The organism is Actinomadura rupiterrae, from assembly GCF_024172125.1.
Taxonomy (GTDB): Bacteria; Actinomycetota; Actinomycetes; order Streptosporangiales; family Streptosporangiaceae; genus Spirillospora; species Spirillospora rupiterrae.
On the sequence record NZ_JAMZEA010000001.1, the window covers coordinates 937,286 to 957,688 of the forward strand.

The window sequence follows — 20,403 nt, forward strand, 5'->3', positions numbered from 1 at the left end:
TTACAGTTTTTCGACGGGGGCGTAGCGGAGGACTAGGCGCTTGACTCCGTACTCGCCGCCGAAATCGACTGAGGCGGCGGCCTTGTCGCCGGCGCCGTCGACCGAGACGACCGTGCCGAGGCCGAACGAGTCGTGCGTGACCTTGTCGCCCGGCGACAGGGTCGGGACGGCCCGGGCGCCCGGGGCGCGGACGTTCGGGCGGGCGGCGACGCGGGTCGCGGCCGAGCCGAACGCGGTGGACGCCTCGCGCTCCCAGTCGACGAGGTTGGACGGCACCTCGCCGAGGAAGCGGGACGGCGGGTTCACCTGCGGGGCGCCCCACGAGCTGCGCATGGTCGCGCGCGACAGGTAGAGGCGCTGCCGGGCGCGGGTGATGCCCACGTAGGCGAGGCGGCGCTCCTCTTCCAGCTCCTTCGGGTTGCTCATCGCGCGCAGGTGCGGGAAGACGCCGTCCTCCATGCCGGTGAGGAAGACGACCGGGAACTCCAGGCCCTTGGCGGTGTGCAGGGTCATGAGGGTGACGACGCCCTGGTCGTCCTGGTCGGGACGCTCGCCGGGCGGCACGGCGCCGGACTTGGCGCCGCCGGGAATCGAGTCGGCGTCGGCCACCAGGGCGACCTGCTCCAGGAAGTCGGGGAGGCGGCCGGCGGGATCTTCGCCGTCGAGCCGTTCTTCGAACTCGCGGGCGACCGACTCCATTTCCTGGAGGTTCTCGACGCGGGTCTCGTCCTGCGGGTCCTTGGAGGCCTGGAGCTCGGCGATGTAGCCGCTCTTCACCAGGATCTGGTCGATCAGTTCGGCCGGGCCGGCCGTCTCGACCCGCTCGCGCAGCTCGTCCAGCAGGGCGACGAACTCGCGGACGGCGTTGATCGAGCGGGTCGCCATGCCCGGGACGTCCTCGGGCGTGCGGAGAGCCTGCCAGAACGAGATGCGCTCGCGGGACGCGTACGCCTCGACGCAGGCCTCGGCGCGGTCGCCAATGCCGCGCTTGGGCACGTTGAGAATGCGGCGCAGCGAGACCGTGTCCTCCGGGTTGGCGAGGACGCGCAGGTAGGCCAGCAGGTCGCGGACCTCCTTGCGCTCGTAGAAGCGGACGCCGCCGACGACCTTGTACGGCAGCCCGACCCGGATGAAGATCTCTTCAAAGACGCGGGACTGGGCGTTGGTGCGGTAGAAGACCGCGACGTCGCCGGGCCTGGCGTCGCCCGCGTCGGTGAGCTTGTCGACCTCGTTCGCGACGAACGCGGCCTCGTCGTGCTCGTTGTCGGCGACATAGCCGGTGATCTTGTGGCCCTCGCCCTGGTCGGACCAGAGCCGCTTGGGCTTGCGGTCGGCGTTCCGCTCGATCACCGCGTTCGCCGCCGACAGGATGGTCTGGGTGGAGCGGTAGTTCTGCTCCAGCAGGATCGTCCGCGCGTCGGTGTAGTCGCGCTCGAACTCCAGGATGTTGCGGATGGTCGCGCCCCGGAACGCGTAGATCGACTGGTCGGCGTCGCCGACCACGCACAGCTCGGCCGGGCCGACGCCCTCGACCGGCGCGGTCAGCTCGCGGACCAGCTCGTACTGCGCGTGGTTGGTGTCCTGGTACTCGTCGACCATGACGTGCCGGAACCGCCGCCGGTAGTGCTCGGCGGCCTCCGGGAAGACCTGCAGCAGGTTGACCGTCAGCATGATCAGGTCGTCGAAGTCCATCGCGCCGGCCTGCTGGAGCCGGGCCTGGTACATCTCGTACGCCTGCGCGAGGGTCTGCTCCATGTGCGTGGAGGCGCGCGCCTTGTAGGTCTCGTAGTCGATCAGCTCGTTCTTCAGGTTCGACACCTGGGCGCTGAACGACTTGGGCGGGTACCGCTTGGGGTCGAGGTCCAGCTCGCGGGTGACCAGGGCCATCAGCCGCTGCGCGTCCGCCTGGTCGTAGATCGAGAAGCTCGTGGGGAAGCCCAGCCGCTTGGCCTCGCGGCGCAGGATGCGCACGCACGCCGAGTGGAACGTCATCACCCACATCGCGCGCGAGCGCGGCCCGACCAGCGCGTCGACGCGCTCCTTCATCTCGGCCGCGGCCTTGTTGGTGAAGGTGATCGCGAGGATCTGGCCGGGGTGGACGTCGCGCTCGGACAGCAGGTAGGCGATCCGGTGGGTGAGCACGCGGGTCTTGCCCGAACCCGCTCCGGCGACGATCAGCAGCGGGCTTCCGGCGTGCTCGACGGCCTCGCGCTGCTGCGGGTTGAGGCCGTCCAGCAAGGAGTGAGCTTCGGTCTTGGACATCACTGGCGAGTCTACGGTCCGCCGCCGACAACCGCGTCCGAACGCCGCCGGGGCCGGGTTTGGATCGGTCGAAAACTGGTTGAAACCGGGACGGCCGAAATTTCCCGAGTCCGGATCCGGACACACCCCGCCGCACCGGGTTGACGGCCCCGCGTGACGGGCGGAGCGTGGGCCGGGCAGGGCGGCTCCCAACTCCCCGGCGGCGCGCCCGGACGATCAACACGCAGGTCAGCGCCGTGGCGGAGCCGTGGCCACCCTGGAAAGCGCAGGGCCATCGGGGGCCCGCGCCCGGTGACGGGAAAGGGTGGGATCGATGACGGTCCACCAGTCCGAAACCCAGATCATCCAGGACGAGCGAGAGATCGTCCGGGTACGGGAGGCCGAGCGCGGCCTCGCCGTCCCTCCCGCGCGGATGCCCAGGCCGCGGCTGCGGGCGGAGGCCCCGCCCACGCCGCAGCCGGTGCCGCGCCCCGTCCCCCTCCCGGTGCCGCCGGTGGCGGGACACCGCTTCCTCATCTACAAGCAGGACCCGTCGGTGGCCGAGCTCGGCACCCGGATCACCTTCGTCCCGTCCGTCGTGCTCAACGGCCCGGCGGACGCGCGGATCACCACCGACCTGCAGGGGGTCACGCCGGTCGCCAAGGGGATCAACGGGGACTTCGTCTTCGCCCCGAACTCGCCGCAGTTCGACGCCGCGCACACCTTCGCGGTGGTGCGCGAGACGCTGTCGATGTACGAGCGGATCAACGGTGGCAACCCCATCCCGTTCGCCTGGAACGTCGGCGGCAACACCGAGCGGATCACGGTCAAGCCGCACGCGGGGCAGGGCGCGAACGCGTTCTACAGCCGCACCGGCAAGTCGCTGAACTTCCTCTCGTTCGTCCCGCAGAACCAGACCCAGACGCTGTTCACCTGCCGCTCGCTGGACATCGTGTCGCACGAGACCGGCCACTCGGTGCTGGACGGCCTCAAGCCCGGCTGGCTCGCGGCCGGCAGCCCGCCGCAGACCGGCGGCCTGCACGAGGCGTTCGGCGACCTGTCGGCGATCTTCCTCGCGCTGTCCCAGGCCGACCAGGCCGAGGCCGTCGTCGCGCTCAGCCGCGCCAACCTGCACGACCGGTCGTTCCTGCCGGAGCTGGCCGAGGAGTTCGGCAAGGCGCTCGGCATGCCGTTCGGGCTCCGCAACGCCGACAACGACCTCAAGCTCAGCCAGGTCAGCAACGAGGTGCACGCGATCTCGCAGGTGTTCACCGGCGCGATCTACGACGTCCTCGCCGACATCTACGTGTTCGAGCTCAACCGGCAGCGCAAGACCAAGGACCTCGCGGTCATCCTGATGGAGGTCGCCGAGGGGCTCGCGCACCTGCTGTTCCAGGCGATCCTGGCGGCGCCCGCCACGAAGGCGACCTTCGTCGACGTGGCGAACAAGATGCTCCAGGTCTCGGCGAGCCGGCACGACCCGCCGATCTACCGGACGTTCATCCGCAACCGCTTCGCCGTCCGGGAGATCACCCTCTCGCCGACGCCGCTGCGCGAGCTGCTCGCCGGCCGGATGAGCATGACCGACCCCGAGTACACCGAGGACGGCCGGGACGTCACCGAGGTCCAGCCGCACGACGAGCACTCGGCCAGCCTGCGCGCCGAGCAGGACCGCTCGATGTGCTGCGGCACCATGCAGATGCCCGAGTACGCGGTCATCGACCCCGAGCGGCTGGCCAAGCGCGGGGACCTGACCGACGAGGACATCCTCCGGCACGAGATGGACGAGCTGCACCGCGCGTTCAACAAGTGAGCCCGGCGACGGGAGCCGGGCTGAGATCCGGCCCCCGGTGAGCCCGGCGGCGCGGCGCCCGGTGGGAGCCGGCCTCCCCTGACGGGGGCCGGCCCGCCCCGGCTCGCGTGACCGGCGGTCTCCCGGGCCCCGGTCGTGGTACTCCGGAAGCGGGGCACCACGACCGGGGGCCCACCCCGTGGCCGGGAGGCGAGGAGCACATGCGCATCAGGATCGAGAGCGTCGGCGGTTTCGCCGGGACGTCCGTGCCCGTCGCGGACTACGACACCGGCGAGCTGCCCGCCGACCGGGCCGGCCGGGTCCGCGCGGCCGTGGCCCGGCTCGCCGCCGTCGAGGACGCCGGCGGCGAGCTGGGCGAGATCGGCGCCGACCTCCCCGGCTACCGGATCGTCACCGGCGAGCCGGGCGCGGGCGAGCGCGCCTTCGAGATCCGCGGCGAGCCGCACGAGTCCATCGCCGACCCCTTGGTCGTCCTCCTCGGCGCCACCGCCTAGCGGCACCGCCTAGCGGCACCGCCTACCGCCACCGCCTAGCGTCAGCGTTTGCGGAGGTCGTGGGCGGACTCGGCGGCGGCGCGGACGTCGGCCAGGTTCGCGCCCGTCGCGGCGGACGAGGCGGCGGCGACGGCGCCCTCGACCAGCGGCGCGTCCGCGAGGACGGCCTGGCCGTCGAAGTCCTCGATCACCAGCTTCGCGGTGAGGACGGACGAGCCGAGGTCGGCGAGCACCAGCACGCCGTCCCCGGAGTCGGCCGCCGCGACGGCGCGTTCGACCAGGTCCGGGCTGGTGCCGAGATCGCCGTCCGGGCCGCCCCCGGCGGCCTTGACCACGGCCTTCCCGAGGCCCATCGCGCGGGCCAGCTCGGCGGCGCCCTCGGCGAGCGTCCGGCTGTGCGAGACGATCACGATCCCGACCATTCAGTCCTCCGCCAGGACGTCGGCGAGCGCGCGGAACAGCAGGACGGTCGAGGCGGCGCCCGGGTCGAGGTGCCCGGCGCTGCGCTCGCCCAGGTAGCTGGCCCGGCCCTTGCGCGCGACGAGCGGGACGGTCGACTCGGCGCCCTGCCCGGCCGCGTCCGCAGCCGCCTCCGCCGCCGCGGCGAGGCCCTTGCCGGACGCGGCGGCGAACGCCTCCACGGCCGGGGTCAGCGCGTCCACCATGGTCTTGTCGCCGACCTGGGCCTCGCCCAGCTCGCGGATGCCGAGGAGCGCGGCGTCCAGCGCCCCGGCGAGCTGCTCGGCGGACGCGTCCGGCTCGTCCGCCAGCGCCTTGCCCGCGCGGCGCAGGGCCGTCCCGTACAGCGGCCCGGACGCGCCGCCGGTCTTCGACACGATCGCCCGCCCGGCCGCGATCAGCACCTTGCCGGGCGGTGCGTCCTCCGGCAGCGTCTCGGCGGCGGCGGCGAACCCGCGGTTCAGGTTGAGGCCGTGGTCGCCGTCGCCGATCTCGGCGTCCAGCCTGGTCAGACGGTCAGCGTCGGCGGCGACGAGCTCGGCCGCGCGCCGGATCCACGCGGCGGCGTCGGACGCGCCGAACCGGGCGCTCACCGGCCCCACCGCAGCGACGAGGTCTCGACCGGCGCGTCCCAGAACTGGAGCAGTTCGGGAGTTATACGACATACCGACACCATGCAGCCCGCCATCTCCAGGCTGGTGACGAACGGCCCGACCAGCGTCCGGACAGCCCGCGCGCTGTGGTCGGACAGCCAGTCGGAGACTGCCCCGGCCGCGATGTACTGCTCGATCAGCGGTGTCCCGCCCATCCCGTTCACCAGGACGAGTAGCTCCTCGCCCCTGAGCGGCATGTCCGCGTCGATCGCGCTCAGCGACGCGTCCACGATCTCCCGCGCGGTCCCGGCCTTGACCCGCTCGCGCCCCGGCTCGCCGTGGATGCCGATGCCGAGCTCCATCTCGCCCTCCGCCAGCTCGAACGTCGGGCGGCCTGCCGCCGGGACGGTGCTCGGCGACAGCGCCACGCCGAACGACCGGGTCCGCTCGTTCACCTCGCGCGCGACCTCCGCGACGGCCGCGAGCGGCGCGCCGTCCTCGGCCATCGCGCCCGCGATCTTCTCCACGAACAGCGTCCCGCCGGTGCCGCGCCGCCCGGCCGTGAAGGTGCTGTCGACCACCGCGACGTCGTCGTCCACCACGACCTGCTCGACCTGGACGTCCTCGTCGTCGGCCAGCTCGGCGGCCATCTTGAAGTTCATGACGTCGCCGGTGTAGTTCTTCACGATGTGGACGGCCCCGGCCTCGCCCGCGACGGCGAGGGTCGCGGCGAGGATCTGGTCCGGCGTGGGCGAGGTGAAGACCTCGCCGGGCGCGGCGGCGTCCAGCATCCCGAAACCGACGAAACCGGCATGGAGCGGCTCGTGCCCCGAGCCGCCGCCGGACACCAGGGCGACCTTCCCGGCGACCGGCGCGTCCGCCCGGACGACCGTGCGTCCCTCCACGTCCACCCGCAGCGAGGGATGCGCGGCGGCGAGCCCGCGCAGGGCGTCGGCTACCACGTCGGACGGGGCGTTGATGAGTTTGCGCATGACTCTGCTCTACCCCCGGCGGACCGGCCCGTCCCAGGCCGCGATCGTTCCGTTTAGGCTGAAGACCGTGAGGACTGTGCTGGAACTGAGCGAAATCTCCCGGGTGCTCGCCGTGCTGGCGCACCCGGACGACGTGGACTTCGGCTCCGCCGGGACGATCTCGTCCTGGACGGCCGCAGGCGTCCAGGTGACCTACCTGATCGTCACCGACGGGGACGCGGGCGGCTTCGACGACCGGGTCACCCGCGCCGAGATGGCCGAGCTGCGCCGCAAGGAGCAGCGCGCGGCGGCCGAGGCCGTCGGCGTGACCGACGTCCGGTTCCTGGGCTACCCGGACGGGCGCCTCGAACCCGGCTTCGACCTGCGCCGCGACATCGCGCGGGTGATCCGCCAGGTCCGTCCGGACCGGGTGCTGACGCACAGCCCGGAGCGCAACCACCAGCGGATCGCGCCGAGCCACCCCGACCACCGCGTGGTGGGCGGCGCGACGCTGGACGCCGTCTACCCCGACGCGCGCAACCCGTACGCCTTCCCCGAGCTCCGCGGGGAGGGGCTGGAGGCGTGGGTCGCGCGCGAGGTCTGGATGTCCGGCGGCCCGACCCCCGACCACTACGTGGACATCACCGACCATTTCGACCGGAAGCTGGCGGCGCTCAAGGCGCACGCCACCCAGACCGCCCACATGCAGGACGGCCTGGAGGCCATGCTCCGCGGCTGGCTCGGCGCGAACGCGGCCGCCGCCGGCTTCGGCGAGGGCCGCCTGGCCGAGTCGTACCAGATCGTGAACACCGCATGACCCTGCCGAACGACGCACCCCCGCCTGGCGCCGCGACGCCGAACCCCGTGACACCTGACCACGCGACGGCTGACCGCGCGACACCGGATCGCGCGACGCCGGGCCGCGCGACACCGGGCCGCGCGACGGCACCGAAGATCCTTTTCGACTGCGACACCGGCATCGACGACGCGATGATGCTGCTCTACCTGGCCGCCGAGGTGCGCGCCGGGAACGCCGAGCTGGTCGGCGTCGGCACCGTGCACGGCAACGTCGACGCGCGCACCGGCGCGCTGAACACGCTGCGCGTGCTGGAGCTGGCGAAGATCGACGACGTGCCGGTCGCGGTCGGCGCCGAACGCCCGATGGCGCAGGACGTCCACTACGCGCTCGACTGGCACGGACGCAACGGGCTCGCCGACCTCGACCTGCCGGAACCGGCGGCCCGGCCGTCCGCCGAGCCCGCCGCGGCGCAGATCGTCCGGCTCGCGCGGGAGAACCCGGGCGAGCTGACGATCGTCGCGACCGGCTCGCTCACCAACCTCGGCGCGGCGCTGCTGCTGGACGACGAGCTCCCGGCCCTGGTCCGCGAGGTCGTGGTCATGGGCGGCGCGTTCGACCACCCCGGCAACAGCACCACGCATGCCGAGGCGAACATCTACCACGACCCGGAGGCCGCCGACCTGGTCTTCGCGGCGGACTGGCCGGTCGTGCTCGTCCCGCTCGACGCCACCCACCCGACCGCCGTCGGCGCGGACTGGCTGGCGCGGCTCGCCGGGCACGACTCGTCCATCGCGCGGTTCGCCTCGCAGATCATGGAGTGGTACGCCGACGCCTACACCCCCACGCTGCGGCGGCGCGGCGCCGTCGTGCACGACGCGCTCGCGGCGATGCTCGCGCTCACCCCGGAGCTGTGCGAGTACGTCGAGCGTCCCGTCCGGGTGGAGCTGCGCGGCGAGCTGACCCGCGGCATGACGGTGTGGGACGCGCGGTCGCTGCCCGCGCCCGACAGCCGGCGCCCGGTGCGGATCGCGGTCGGCTCCGACACGGCCGCCTTCCAGGACTGCCTCCTCTCCGCCGTACTGTCCCTCTGACCCGCCGTCCCGGTCCCGCCGTCCCGGGAGCCGCCGTCCCGGTCCCACCGTCCCGGGAGCCGCCGTCGCGGGCCCGCTGACCCGGGCCCGCTGACCCGGTCGGACGGCGGGCCGGCCGGGAGGGGCGGGCCCGGTGACCCGGTGTTGTCGGGCGGGGACGGGCTGGCTAGCGTTTGAGGCACCGCCGTCCCGGGAGCCGCCGCATGTCCGTCCGCCGTTTCGCCGCCACCGCCACCGCCGCCGCACCACCCGAACTGGTCTTCCAGCACCTGGCCGTCGCGGAGGCGTGGAACGCGTGGGGCTGGTTCCCGACCCGGTCCCGGCGCGTCCGGGACGGTGAGAAGGAGCCGGACGGTGTCGGCGCGGTAAGGCAGATCCTGCCCGCGCGGGAGCGGGTCGTGGCGTTCGAGCGGGCGACCCACTACGCCTACGTCGCCGAGTCGGGCCTGCCGATCCGGCACTACCGGGCGGACGTCCGGCTCGCGGCGAGCGGCGGCAACACGGTGATCCGCTGGGGCGCGGAGATCGTCCCGCTGATCCCGGGCACGGGCGCGTTCACCGCCGCCCTGCTGCACCGGATGCTCGCCGACTTCGCCCGCCGGATCGCCCGGCACTGCGAGCACTGCCCGTCCGGCTGCCCCGGCCACCTGTGACGTCCGGGCCTCTGACAGCCCGCTGACAGCACGGGCTCAGCGGGTCTCAGCGCCGTCTCACCCCGGTGTCAGGCGTCCCCCCGAAGCTGGTCGCGTACCTCAACGAAAGGGACGTGACCATGACGAAGGTGCTGATCTCGGGGGCGAGCATCGCCGGGCCGACGCTGGCGTACTGGCTGGACCGGTACGGCTTCGAGGTGACCGTGGTCGAGCGGGCGGACGGGTTCCGCCCCGGCGGGCAGGCGATCGACGTGCGCGGGTCCGCGCTCGGCGTCGCCGAGCGGATGGGCGTGCTGGACGAGATCCGCGCGCACGCCACGGACCTGCGCGGGATGTCGATCGTGGACGGTGACGGCGTCGAGCGCCACCGCAGCGAGGAGCACACGCTCAGCGGCGGCCCGATCGACTCCCCCGACGTGGAGGTCCTCCGCGACGACCTGTCCGCGATCATCGTGAAGGCCGCGGGCGAGCGCGTCGAGTACGTCTTCGGCGACAGCGTGACCGCCCTGGAGGACGGCCCGGACGGCGTCCGCGCCACCTTCGACAAGGCGCCGCCGCGCACGTTCGACATCGTCGTCGGCGCGGACGGCGTGCACTCCACCACCCGCCGCCTCGTCTTCGGCCCGGACGCCGGCTTCACCCCGCTCGGCAGGACGGCGATCGCGGTCTGGACGATGCCGAACGTCCTCGGCCTGGACCGCTGGCAGATCGGCTGCTTCACCGGCGCGGACGGCATGACCGGCGCGATGGTCATGTCCGTCCGGGGCAACGCCGAGCTGCGCGCGTACGCGATGTTCGGCAAGCACTCCGCGGACATCCCCCGCGACGTCGCCGAGCAGAAGCGCCTGGTCGCCGAGGGGCTCGCGGAGGGCGGCTGGGAGATCCCCCGGCTCGTCGAGTACATGTGGGACGCGCCGGACTTCCACTTCGACGCGCTCGCGCAGATCCACCTCGACCGCTGGTCGAAGGGCCGGGTCGTGCTGCTCGGCGACGCCGGGTACTGCGGCTCGCCCGCGTCCGGGCAGGGCACGAGCATGGCGATGGTCGGCGCGTACGTCCTGGCGGGCGAGCTGAAGGCGGCGGACGGCGACCACGAGAAGGCGTTCGCCGCCTACGAGACCGAGCTGCGCGACTGGGTGGCGGCGAACCAGGCCTTCGCGCTCCGCGACCTCCCGAAGGAGGACGAGGCGCCCATGACCAAGGACATCCAGGAGTGGATCGAGGAGGCCGGCGCCGGCCTCGGCGACGACTTCGCCGCCGTGACCAACGCCATCGTCCTCAAGGACTACTGACCGCCGCGCCGCCTCACGCGCGGCGGGTCAGACGAGGCGCCGGGCCGCGGCCCAGCGGGACAGCTCGTGCCGGTTCGACAGCTGGAGCTTGCGCAGGACGCTGCTGACGTGCGTCTCGACCGTCTTCACCGAGATGAACAGCTCCTTGGCGATCTCCTTGTAGGCGTAGCCGCGCGCGATCAGCCGCAGCACGTCCCGCTCCCGCTGGGTGATCTGGTCGAGCTCGGGATCGACGGACGGGACGTCCGTGGCGGCGAACGCGTCCAGCACGAACCCGGCCAGGCGCGGCGAGAACACCGCGTCGCCCTCGGCCACCCGGTCGATCGCGGCGGTCAGCTCCGGCCCGGAGATCGTCTTGGTCACGTAGCCGCGCGCGCCGCCGCGGACGACGCCGATCACGTCCTCGGCGGCGTCCGACACCGACAGCGCCAGGAACCGGGACGGCACCGCCCCGGTCAGCCGGCGCAGCACCTCGATGCCGCCGCCTCCGGGCAGGTGGACGTCCAGCAGCACGACGTCGGGCGTGGCGGCGCGGATCACCGCGACCGCCTCGTCCACGTCGCCCGCCTCCCCCACGATCTCGACCGACGCGCCCAGCTCGGCCTTCACACCCGTCCGGAACATCTGGTGGTCGTCCACCAGGACGACCCTGCGCAGCGGGGACTCGCTCATTGCCTTTTGATCTCCAAACGCACCTCGGTGCCGTCGCCCGGGGCCGTGCGGACCGTCGCCGTGCCGCCGTTGCGTTCCATACGTCCGATGATGGACCCCCGGACGCCCATCCTGTCGTCCGGGACGGCGTCCAGGTCGAATCCCTTGCCCCGGTCGCGGACGAAGATGGTCACGTCGTCGCCCTCGACCTCGGCGAACACCGACACGCTCTTGGTTCCCGAGTACTTCGCGGCGTTGACCATGGCCTCGCGGGCGGCCTGCACGATCGCGCCGACGCGCTCGTCCAGCGGGCAGTCGCCGACGACGACGACCTCGATCTGCACGCCGTGCGCGTCCTCGACCTCGCCCGCGACGTCCTTGACGACGCTGGCGAAGGTGCCGCCCTCCTCGGGTTTCGGCTGGTAGAGCCAGGCGCGCAGGGTCCGCTCCTGGGACCGGGCGAGCCGCTGCACCTCGCCGGTGTCGTGCGCGTTGCGCTGAATCAGGGTGAGGGTGTGCAGCACCGAGTCATGGATGTGCGCGGCCAGCTCGGCGCGCTCCTGGGAGCGGATGCGCTCGTGCCGCTCGGCCTCCAGGTCCTGCCAGAGCCGCACCACCCAGGGGGTGACGATCACCGCGACACCGGTCGCGATCACCAGCATCGCGATCACCACGGACCGGGCCTGCGCGGCGTCCACGTTCCGGACCACGAAGCCGCCGATGCCGCCGACGACCAGCAGCAGGCCGAGGACGGTCCGCCACCAGCGCTGGCGCAGCGGCAGGACCCAGCGCTGCCGCTGGTCCCGGTCGGCCTGCTGCCACAGGATCGCGGCGCCGATCGCGCCCGCGACGAACGGCCAGAGCGCCACCTCGGTGAACCCGGCGCCCCAGGTCAGCATGGACAGGCCCGCCGCGACCGCGGTGTAGGCGAGCAGCTGCCGCCAGTCCCGCTGCGGCTTGGGGACGGTCGTCCCCGGGACCGGCTCGGGCGCCGGGGCGGACGCGACCAGCACCCAGAACGCGCCGTAGGCGGCCACGCCGATCCCGCTGGCGACCGTGAGCAGCACGAAGGCGGCCCGGACCAGCAGGACGTCGATGCCGAGGTGATCGGCCAGCCCGCGGCAAACCCCCGCGATCAACCGCCCCCGCCGCGCCCGCTCCAACCGCCCCGGCCGCCCACCGGCACCGCCCCCCGGCCCACCCGCAGCACCGGCCCCCGGACCGCCGACACCACCGGCCCCGGACCGGCCGCCAGCACCGCCGCCCAGCCCGCCCGCAGCACCGCCACCCGGCGCACCCGCCGCACCGGCGGCCGAGCCGCCCGCTGCGCCGGCAGCCGAGCCACCCGCAGCACTAGCACCCGGCGCACCCGCCGCACCAGCACCCGAGCCGCCCGCTGCACCAGCACCCGAGCCGCCCGCTGCACCAGCACCCGAGCCACCCGCAGCGCCGGCACCCGAGCCACCCGCCGCACCAGCACCCGGCCCGCCCGCAGCACCAGCAGCCGAGCCACCCGCAGCACCGGCACCCAGCCCGCCCGCTGCGTCGGCGGCAGGGCCGTCTGGAGCGGCGGGGGGCGCGGGGCCGGGGCCCGTTCCCGGGCCGGACGCCCCGCCGGCGTTGTCGTCGCGTTCTCCCACGTCAACGATCGTCACATGCGCGCGGCGCGTGCGCCATCCGGGAGATCCCCCAGGACGGCTCTCAGGGTCGGCTCAGGGGCGTCCCCGATACCGCACGCGAGGCGGGGAGGCCACGATGGTGGCATGGACACCGATCAGCAGGGCGTCGGCACGACGCCTCCCGGGGGCGGGCTGCCCCGGCTGGCACGCCGCACCGAGGGGCGCTTCCTCGCTGGGGTGTGCTCCGGACTGGGCGCGAGCACGAGCATCGACCCGGTCGTCTACCGGGTCGGGTTCGGCGTCCTGACGCTGGCGCACGGGCAGGGCATCCTGCTCTACATCCTCGCCGTGCTGTTCATGCCGGACCGCGCGGCCGGCACGTCGGTGGCCGAGCGGCTGTTCCGGCGGCGCTTCGACGCGGCCGGGGTGCTGGCCATCATCGGGCTGATGCTCTGCGCGAGCGTCGCGCTGAGCGTGATCGGCTCGGGCGTCTCGACGGACGCGATGGCGGTGCTGACGGTGTTCGGCCTGGTGCTGCTGGTGGCGCACGCCCGCGGCGTGAACCTGGTCGGCGTCGCCCGGACGCTGCCGGAGCGGCTGGCGGGCCACCCGCCGGAGACGCCCGCCGCGTCCGATTTCCGCGCCGCGCCGCCGAAGGGCGCGCCGCTGCCGGACGGCATGGTCGACCTCTCCACCCTCGGTTCGCCGGGCGCGGCGCGGGGCGGGACGTCCGCGCCGGGACGGCCCGCACCGGACGCGGACGACGTCCCGCCCGGGTACGGCGCGGACGCGCCACACGGGTACGGCCCGCACGCGCCTTCCGGGTACGGGCCGCACGGGCCTTCCGGGTACGGGCCGGACGCGGTCGATCTCGGTACTTACGGGGAGTGGGACCGGCCCTCACCCGCCGCTCGCCGCCGCGACCGGCGCAAATCGCCGCTGACCTGGCTCACGATCTGCCTTGCGGCCCTCGCGGGCGGGGTGGCGGCGGCGGCCGAACTGTCCGGATCGACCGACTGGGACGGCTGGACCGCCGTCCTCGCCACGGCGCTCGCCGTGGTCGGCGGAGGACTCCTGCTGGGCGTCCGCTTCCGGGTCCGGGGACTCGCGACCGTGGGCACGCTGCTCACGTTCGCCCTGTTGACGACGTCAGTAGCCGCGACGGCTCCACGCGGCGGGGAGTACGGGGACACCATGTGGCGACCGACGGACGCGGCCCAGGCCGCACGGGACTACCGCGTGACGATAGGCAACGGCACCCTCGACCTGACCGGCCTGTCGGTCCGTCCGGGCGAGCAGCTGGAGGTCTCGGCGGCCGTGTGGACGGGCCAGCTGAAGGTGGATTTGCCCGCGAACGCCCGGGTGAAGCTGGACGCGCGGGTCAAGATCGGTGACATCCGGATGGAGCGGCGGACGGTGAACGGCCCGAACGCGCGCCTCAACGAGGTGATCGAGCCGACGTCCGGCGGCAGCAACCCCGCCGTGATCACGCTCCGGATCCGCGGCACCCTGGGCGATGTGGAGCTGAACCGATGAGCGGCGGGGACGGCAGCGGGAAGACCAGGCGGCGGCTGGACCTCGCCGCGCCGATCGGCGGCCTCTTCTTCCTCGCCGTCGCCGGCCTGTACGTCGCGGGCGCCGTCCGGGACCGTCCGGTCGGGGACCCCATGGTGGTCGCGGGCATCGTCCTGGTCGCGTGGGGCGTGGTCGGCATCGTCCAGCTGATCGTCCGCGCGAACCGGCACTGAGCACCCGCGCCGCCCGGCGCTGAGCGCCCGCGCGAACCGGCGCTGAGCACCTGCGCCGCCCGGCGCTGAGCGCCCGCACCGCCCGGTGCTCGGTGCCGGTGTGAGGACGATCACCCCGCTCCGGGGGAACAAGTAAACCAGACATTACGGTTAACTTGCGACGTGAGGTTCTCCGAGAAGAAGGTTTGGCTGGTGGCCAGGCTGCACGTGGATCTGTGCCGCCTCGCCAGCGTGCTGTGTCGCGCCTGACGCGGCCCCTCGCCCTCTCTCGTCCCCTTTCACCCGCCGCCCACGGACCGCGCGTGACCGCGCGCGCCCACGGACCGTGCCTCCCTGTGCACTTCCGGATCCGGGCGTTTCCGTAACCCGTCCAGGTACCGGCCCACGCCCGGCGCCCGGCGGACGCGGGTGAGCATCCCTGGAGCTCTCTCTGTGAACCTGCGCGTCTGGAAGTGGCAGTTCTGGCAGCAGATCGTGCTGTCGCTCGTGCTCGGCGTCGCCGTCGGCGCCGCCATCAACAACCTCTCGTCGGACGGCGGCAAGGTCGCCACCGACTGGCTGGACCCCTTCGGCGACGTCTACGTTTCGCTGCTGAAGATCGTCGTCGTGCCGCTGGTGTTCGCCGCGATCGTGGTCAGCATCGGCAAGCTGCGCAACGTCGGCAACGTCGTCCGCCTCACCGGCAAGACCCTCGGCTGGTTCGTCGTCACCTCGGCGATCTCCACCGCGGTCGGCCTGGCCGTGGCGTTCCTGATCAACCCCGGCAAGGGGCTCGGGCAGCTCGCGAGCGAGAAGACCGAGACCGACCCGGTCACCTGGACCCAGGTCCTGCACAACCTGTTCCCGTCCAACATCGTCAAGGCGATGTCGGAGGGCAACGTGCTCGGCGTGGTGACCTTCGCGGTGCTGTTCGGCGCGGCGCTGGTCGCGGTCGGCGAGCGCGGCGAGCGGATCACCGCCCTGGTGGACGACCTGTACGGCGTGATGCAGAAGATCGTCTGGTGGGTCGTGCGGCTCACCCCGGTCGGCTCGTTCTTCCTGATCGGCTCGGTCGTGGCGACCTACGGGCCGTCCACGCTGTCCCCGCTGGCCAAGTTCACCGGCGCGATCTACCTGGCCGTCGCGATCATGCTGCTGGTCGGCTACCCGATCCTGCTGCGGGTGTTCGGCCGCGTCTCGCCGATCCGCTTCTACCGCAACTCCTGGCCGGCGCTGCAGTTCGCGTTCGTCTCCTCGTCCTCGATGGCGACGCTGCCGATAGCGCAGCGGGTGCAGATCGAGCGCAACGGTGTCCAGCCCGAGTACGCCAGCTTCGCCCAGCCGCTCGGCGCGACCATCAAGTTCGACGGCTGCGGCGCGATCTACCCGGCGGTCGCGGCGGTCTTCGTCGCCCAGTACATGCACCTGCACCTGGGCCTGGCCGACTACCTGCTGATCGCGCTCGCCGCGGTGATCGGGCAGCTCGGCACCGGCGGCACGCCCGGCCCGGCGCTGGTCGCGCTGACCCTGACGCTGACCACGGTCGGCCTGCCGCTCACCGCGGTCGGCTACCTGATCGCCATCGACAAGATCATCGACATGGCCCGCACCACGCTGAACGTGGCCGGCCAGATCGCGATCCCGGTCATCGTGTCCCGCTCGGAGAAGCTCCTCGACGAGGACCTCTTCAACGCGCCCAAGGGCGACCTCGGCACCGCCCCGCGCAAGGACGAGGCCGACGCCCCGGTCCAGCGCGAAACGGTCCCCGTCCCCGCCTGACGCCCCTCCCGAACCGAACGGCCCCGCGCCCCCACCCGGACGCGGGGCCGTTCCACGTCTCCAGACCCGTCCCACAGTCTCAGCGCCGTCACGCACGCAAAACTCCCCCACACCCGCCCAAGCCCCTCACGCACGTTCGGGGCCCTCGCACACGCTCAAGGCCCTCACCCAGGCTTGAGGCCCTCACCCAGGCTTGAGGCCCTCACCCAGGCTTGAGGCCCTCACCCAGGCTTGAGGTCCTCACGCCGGGTTGAGGTCCTCACGCAGGCTTGGGGCGCTCACGCAAGTTTGGGGTGCTCACGCAAGTTTGAGTGCTTCACGCGGGCTAGCTATCTTCGCTTTAGTTAGAGGCTATAACTAGAGTTGGGGCCGTTCGCATTCGGGGTGGGCGCTAGGGTTTGCGGGCCGCGGTTCGTCTGGCGGCGTCACCCCCTGCCGAGGAGGCCGCGCATGGTTCGTCCGATCGCCTCGACGATGCTGGTTCTTGTTCTTGGCGGGTTGGTGGCGGGGTGCGGTGGGGGCGGGGGTGACGACGCGAAGGGTGCCGAGCCTGCGCCGACGGCTAGTGCAAGCGGGACGCCGGGTGCTGACGGGACGCCTGGGGGGCCGGTCACTATGAACGGCGTGGCGCCTGGGCGGGCGGCGCCGTCCAAGCTGGACGGGACGTGGACGTCCGGCACGGTGAAGATGTTCTTCTACCGGGGCGCGGCGGCCCTCAACGCGCCGAACTTCTGCACCGGTACCGTGGACGCGCACAACGCGATCACGCTGACCTGCGCGGACAAGTCGACGAAGCGCACGAAGGGCAAGGCCGAGTTCACCGGCTCGGGCCTCACGGTCACCTGGACGGACGGCACCGTCGACAAGCTCACCCGCAAGGGCTGACCCGCAGAACCTCCGCCGAACGGCCCCGCACCTCCACGAGGTACGGGGCCGTCGCGCTGTGTTGGTGATCACCTCGCGCGTAGACGTGCAGGTCAGAGGGGCGGTTGACGGCGTGGCCGGATCCGGCCACGGCTAAACGATCTTGTTGACATCAGTAGTTACTGACGGGTTTTTATGGGCCACCACGAATTCGTTTTACGCCCGGACCCCGCACCCCACCACGCGCTGCCGCGTGTCCACCCGGGGTCCGAAAAGGAGGCGAAGCATGCGTCGAAGGACGCGCGCGGGGGCCGTGGCACTCGCCACGGCCCTAGGCACCACCTCGTTCCTGACGGCCTCGGCCGCCGCCGCGCACGCCGCGCCGGTCACCGAGCACTCCGTCCCGATCCCGGACACCGCCCCGGCGGGCCTCACGCAGGGCCCGGGCGGGTCGGTCTGGTTCACCGAGAACGCGGGCGGCATCGGTCAGGTCACCGCCTCCGGAAAGGTGAAGGAGTACCCGGTCCCGCTCAACTCGCAGAAGCTCAGGGGCCTCCCCGCCGGGATGGCCACCAGCTCGGACGGGTCCGTCTGGTACACCGACATGTCCCAGAACGTCCCGCGCATCGGGCGCGTGGACCCGGCGACCGGCAAGTCCACGCTGTTCGAGCTGCCGACCAGCGGTGCGCTGAACTTCAACTACAGCTCGGTCAACTCGATCACGCCCGGCGCGAACGGCGCGATGTGGTTCTCCGGCATCAACTCCGGCGCGATCGGCAAGATCGACGCGTCCGGCAACCTCACGCTGTACGCGGCGGGCGGCGCGCCCACCGCGGTGACCGTCGGCAAGGACGGCGCGATCTGGTACGCCGACCAGCAGGTAGGCGGCGTCGGACGGCTCGATCCCGCTACCGGCGCGGTCGTGAAGTACCCGGTACCGGGAGCAGTGGCGGGCTCCCCGATATCCGGCGACATCACGACCGGGTCCGACGGCAAGATCTGGTTCACCGAGCCCGGCGTCGGCCGGATCGGCATGGTGGACCCGGCGACCGGCCAGACCCGCGAGTTCTACCTTCCGGTGGGCGATGCCAAGCCGAACGGCCTGCTCGCCGCGCCGGACGGCCGCGTCTGGTTCGCCGAGTCCGCCGCCAGCAACGTCGGCGTGATCGACGCGAACGGCGGCGTCACCGAGTACCCGCTGCCCGCGACGCTTTCCACGCCGCGCTCGCTGGCCTGGGGCCCCGGCGGCAAGATCTGGTACACCGCCCCGGGACGCGGCAGGATCGGGTCCTTCGACCCGGCGAACCCGCCGACCGGGCCGTACCACAGCGCCACCCCGGCGCTGGCGACCGGCTCGAACCCGCTGGCGGCCCCGGCCTACTCGGCCCGCTGCACGGTCGGGATGCTCTGCCAGACGCAGGTCGTCACCGGCGGCGAGATGAAGATCGGCAGCTTCACCCAGAAGCTGCCGTCCGGTGCGATCCGGGTGACCGGCGGCATCAACGACCTGTCGGACATCAAGAACATCCCGCTGGTGCCGCCGGTCATCGGCTCCCAGCTGGAGGCCAAGGAGCTGGAGGTCCCCGGCGGCCTGATCGGGCAGCTGCCGCTGGTCGGCCCGATCCTCGGCAAGTCCCCGGCGGCGCTGTGGGCGGTCAACAAGCTGACCGTCACCCAGTCGCTCGCCGCCCCGGCGACCGCCTACTTCACCGACACCGGCGGGCTCGGCGCGAAGCTGTCGCTGAACCTCAAGCTGAACAACCCGCTGCTCGGGAGCAGCTGCGTCATCGGCCCGGTGAACGCCGCGCTGGAGCCGCAGATGACCGCGGGCGGGCTCGCCAGCGACCCGGCGCTCGGCTGGTCGGCCGGCCCGGTATCCATCAAGTCCCAGGTCGCCGTGCCGTCCGCGAAGGGCTGCGGCCCCGGCGGCATCCTGAACGGCGTGATCAACCAGCTGATGGGCCTGCCGTCCGACGCGTCGAAGAACTCGCTGACCCTCAACGGGATCTTCTCGCTCGGCGCCGGGACCAACCCGTCCAACCTCAGCTCGATGCGGGCCACGTCGTCGACGCTGTCGCCCGCGCTGCGCAAGCTGCTCGTCCAGAAGACCAAGCCGCGCGCGCTGCCGAAGGCTCCGAAGAAGGTCAAGCTCCACCTGACCGCACACCACTAACCATCCGGCACCCGCCGGTCCGGTACCGTCCGTCCGGCACCCGCCGGTCCGGCACCCGCCGGTCCGGCACCGCCCGTCCGGCACCCGCCGGCTCGGCACAGCCCGTTTCGGCACCGCCGTCCGGCACAAGCCGGTCCGGCACCCGCCGGTCCGGCACCGCCCGTCCGGCACCGCCCGTCCGGCACCCGCCGGCTCGGCACAGCCCGTTTCGGCACCGCCGTCCGGCACAAGCCGGTCCGGCACCGCCCGTCCGGCACCCGCCGGTCCGGCACCGTCCGTCCGGCCCTAGCCGTCCGGGCACCAGCCGTCTCGGCACCGTCCGTCCGGCACCCGCCGGCTCGGCACCGTCCGGCACGGCCTGGCTCGGCACCGTCCGGCACGGCCTGGCTCGGCACCGTCCGGCACGGCCTGGCTCGGCACCGTCCGGCACGGCCTGGCTCGGCACCAGCCGGTCCGGCGCCGTCCGTCCGGCGGTCGCCGGGGCGGCGGCTGCCGGTCGGCAGCTTGAGCGCCGTCGTTCGCAGGTAGCGGGCGGCGGCGTTTCACTTTCCGCTGAGCTGGGCGTGCAGGGTGATCGCGAAGGCTGGGCCGGGGTTGGTCAGTTCGTGGGTGTGGGTGCCGCCGTGGACGCGGATGCGGTTGGCGCGGAGGGGGCGTTCGGTTACGCCTTCGGGGCGGATCGAGACCTCGACCAGCTCGCCCGCGATGACCGTGCTGACCTCGGTGTCCACATGGTCGTGGACGCCGGTGCGGTGGGCGGGGGGCCAGGTGGTCAGCCACAGGCGGACGCCGTCCACCTCGTCCAGCGGGACGCGGACGGGCCCGGCGGGGTCGAAGGCGACCAGGTGCCACCAGCCGGCCGGACGGGCGGCGAGGTCGCGGATGCGGGACGCGAGCTGCCCCACGGTCGGGGGCCGCAGCGCGAGGGCGCGGCCGTGCGGGTCGTCCTGCCCGCGCATCATGAGGTCGGGGGCCATGTCGAGGTCCACGAGGAAAGCAGTCCTTCGGTCACGCCCCGTCCGCGCGGCGGAGGCAGGGCAGTCGGTCGTCGGTCGGCTGGGTCAGCGACAACAACACGAAGGACACAGCGCGCTGGCGACCCGGCCGAAGGCCACGGGACGACCGGTGATGGCGCGCGCTGACATGCCTCCAAGAACACACTCCGTGACCGCCCCTTGTCAAGC

Annotated in this window: 20 protein-coding genes; 12 read left to right on the forward strand and 8 right to left on the reverse strand. The window is 72.9% G+C overall.

All coding sequences use genetic code 11. The features are described from left to right. Positions 1-2,262, reverse strand: a complete 2,262-nt coding sequence (gene pcrA / locus FHU30_RS04160) for a DNA helicase PcrA (RefSeq protein ID WP_253871675.1) — start codon at positions 2,260-2,262, stop codon at positions 1-3. A gap of 313 nt (positions 2,263-2,575) precedes the next feature. Here pcrA and FHU30_RS04165 point away from each other — a divergent pair, with 313 nt between their 5' ends. Beyond that, positions 2,576-4,054, forward strand: a complete 1,479-nt coding sequence (locus FHU30_RS04165) for a gluzincin family metallopeptidase (RefSeq protein WP_253871677.1) — start codon at positions 2,576-2,578, stop codon at positions 4,052-4,054. A 200-nt stretch (positions 4,055-4,254) separates the two neighbouring features. Then, the gene (locus FHU30_RS04170; RefSeq protein ID WP_253871679.1) at positions 4,255-4,548 is read left to right on the forward strand and encodes a hypothetical protein; all 294 of its coding nucleotides are present in this window, start codon (positions 4,255-4,257) and stop codon (positions 4,546-4,548) included. Positions 4,549-4,589: 41 nt separating this feature from the next. Here FHU30_RS04170 and dhaM read toward each other — a convergent pair whose 3' ends face one another. Genes dhaM through dhaK form a run of 3 tightly spaced genes read right to left on the reverse strand, consistent with a single transcriptional unit; the run spans position 4,590 to position 6,592 of the window. Further along, positions 4,590-4,970 (reverse strand): dihydroxyacetone kinase phosphoryl donor subunit DhaM, encoded by a 381-nt coding sequence (dhaM, locus tag FHU30_RS04175; protein ID WP_253871681.1) that lies wholly within the window; start codon positions 4,968-4,970, stop codon positions 4,590-4,592. Continuing rightward, positions 4,971-5,600 carry a dihydroxyacetone kinase subunit DhaL gene (gene dhaL / locus FHU30_RS04180; protein ID WP_253871683.1) on the reverse strand — a complete coding sequence of 210 codons (630 nt, stop codon included), beginning with the start codon at positions 5,598-5,600 and terminating at the stop codon, positions 4,971-4,973. Beyond that, a complete protein-coding gene (gene dhaK / locus FHU30_RS04185; RefSeq protein ID WP_253871685.1) occupies positions 5,597-6,592 on the reverse strand; it encodes a dihydroxyacetone kinase subunit DhaK in 996 nt (331 codons plus the stop codon). Before dhaK ends, dhaL begins: the two co-directional genes overlap by 4 nt. Before the next feature lie 76 nt (positions 6,593-6,668). On the opposite strand from dhaK, the gene FHU30_RS04190 reads away from it, so the two are divergent. From FHU30_RS04190 to FHU30_RS04205, 4 genes are all read left to right on the forward strand, one after another. Then, positions 6,669-7,388 (forward strand): PIG-L deacetylase family protein, encoded by a 720-nt coding sequence (locus FHU30_RS04190; protein ID WP_253871919.1) that lies wholly within the window; start codon positions 6,669-6,671, stop codon positions 7,386-7,388. Next, positions 7,385-8,461 (forward strand): nucleoside hydrolase, encoded by a 1,077-nt coding sequence (locus FHU30_RS04195; RefSeq protein ID WP_253871687.1) that lies wholly within the window; start codon positions 7,385-7,387, stop codon positions 8,459-8,461. Before FHU30_RS04190 ends, FHU30_RS04195 begins: the two co-directional genes overlap by 4 nt. A gap of 203 nt (positions 8,462-8,664) precedes the next feature. Continuing rightward, positions 8,665-9,114 carry an SRPBCC family protein gene (locus FHU30_RS04200; protein ID WP_253871689.1) on the forward strand — a complete coding sequence of 150 codons (450 nt, stop codon included), beginning with the start codon at positions 8,665-8,667 and terminating at the stop codon, positions 9,112-9,114. Between the two features lie 119 nt (positions 9,115-9,233). Continuing rightward, on the forward strand, positions 9,234-10,406 hold the full coding sequence (locus FHU30_RS04205) for an FAD-dependent monooxygenase (protein ID WP_253871691.1): 1,173 nt from the start codon (positions 9,234-9,236) through the stop codon (positions 10,404-10,406). 27 nt (positions 10,407-10,433) lie between these two features. Here FHU30_RS04205 and FHU30_RS04210 read toward each other — a convergent pair whose 3' ends face one another. The 3 genes from FHU30_RS04210 to FHU30_RS04220 are packed head-to-tail and all read right to left on the reverse strand — an operon-like array spanning position 10,434 to position 12,579. After that, positions 10,434-11,078, reverse strand: coding sequence for a LuxR C-terminal-related transcriptional regulator (locus FHU30_RS04210; RefSeq protein WP_301322562.1), 645 nt, complete (start codon positions 11,076-11,078; stop codon positions 10,434-10,436). Beyond that, the gene (locus FHU30_RS04215; protein WP_253871693.1) at positions 11,075-12,196 is read right to left on the reverse strand and encodes an ATP-binding protein; all 1,122 of its coding nucleotides are present in this window, start codon (positions 12,194-12,196) and stop codon (positions 11,075-11,077) included. Before FHU30_RS04215 ends, FHU30_RS04210 begins: the two co-directional genes overlap by 4 nt. Continuing rightward, on the reverse strand, positions 12,193-12,579 hold the full coding sequence (locus FHU30_RS04220; RefSeq protein WP_253871696.1) for a hypothetical protein: 387 nt from the start codon (positions 12,577-12,579) through the stop codon (positions 12,193-12,195). The genes FHU30_RS04215 and FHU30_RS04220 overlap by 4 nt, the downstream gene beginning before the upstream one ends. A gap of 241 nt (positions 12,580-12,820) precedes the next feature. Between FHU30_RS04220 and FHU30_RS04225 the strand changes: the two genes are divergently transcribed. The 6 genes from FHU30_RS04225 (at position 12,821) to FHU30_RS04245 (ending at position 19,219) form a co-directional block, all read left to right on the forward strand. Further along, complete coding sequence (locus FHU30_RS04225; RefSeq protein ID WP_253871698.1) at positions 12,821-14,212, forward strand: PspC domain-containing protein; 1,392 nt, start codon at positions 12,821-12,823, stop codon at positions 14,210-14,212. Then, complete coding sequence (locus FHU30_RS04230; RefSeq protein ID WP_253871700.1) at positions 14,209-14,424, forward strand: hypothetical protein; 216 nt, start codon at positions 14,209-14,211, stop codon at positions 14,422-14,424. Before FHU30_RS04225 ends, FHU30_RS04230 begins: the two co-directional genes overlap by 4 nt. A gap of 162 nt (positions 14,425-14,586) precedes the next feature. After that, on the forward strand, positions 14,587-14,673 hold the full coding sequence (locus FHU30_RS47595; RefSeq protein ID WP_372503844.1) for a putative leader peptide: 87 nt from the start codon (positions 14,587-14,589) through the stop codon (positions 14,671-14,673). 183 nt (positions 14,674-14,856) lie between these two features. Beyond that, on the forward strand, positions 14,857-16,182 hold the full coding sequence (locus FHU30_RS04235) for a dicarboxylate/amino acid:cation symporter (protein ID WP_253871702.1): 1,326 nt from the start codon (positions 14,857-14,859) through the stop codon (positions 16,180-16,182). Between the two features lie 624 nt (positions 16,183-16,806). Then, positions 16,807-17,067: a hypothetical protein gene (locus FHU30_RS04240; protein ID WP_253871704.1), complete on the forward strand. Its 261-nt coding sequence runs from the start codon at positions 16,807-16,809 to the stop codon at positions 17,065-17,067. Between the two features lie 265 nt (positions 17,068-17,332). Continuing rightward, positions 17,333-19,219: a Vgb family protein gene (locus FHU30_RS04245; RefSeq protein ID WP_253871706.1), complete on the forward strand. Its 1,887-nt coding sequence runs from the start codon at positions 17,333-17,335 to the stop codon at positions 19,217-19,219. Between the two features lie 542 nt (positions 19,220-19,761). Here the strand turns inward: FHU30_RS04245 and FHU30_RS04250 are convergent. Continuing rightward, positions 19,762-20,208, reverse strand: a complete 447-nt coding sequence (locus FHU30_RS04250) for a cupin domain-containing protein (RefSeq protein ID WP_253871708.1) — start codon at positions 20,206-20,208, stop codon at positions 19,762-19,764. Between the last annotated feature and the right edge of the window lie 195 nt (positions 20,209-20,403).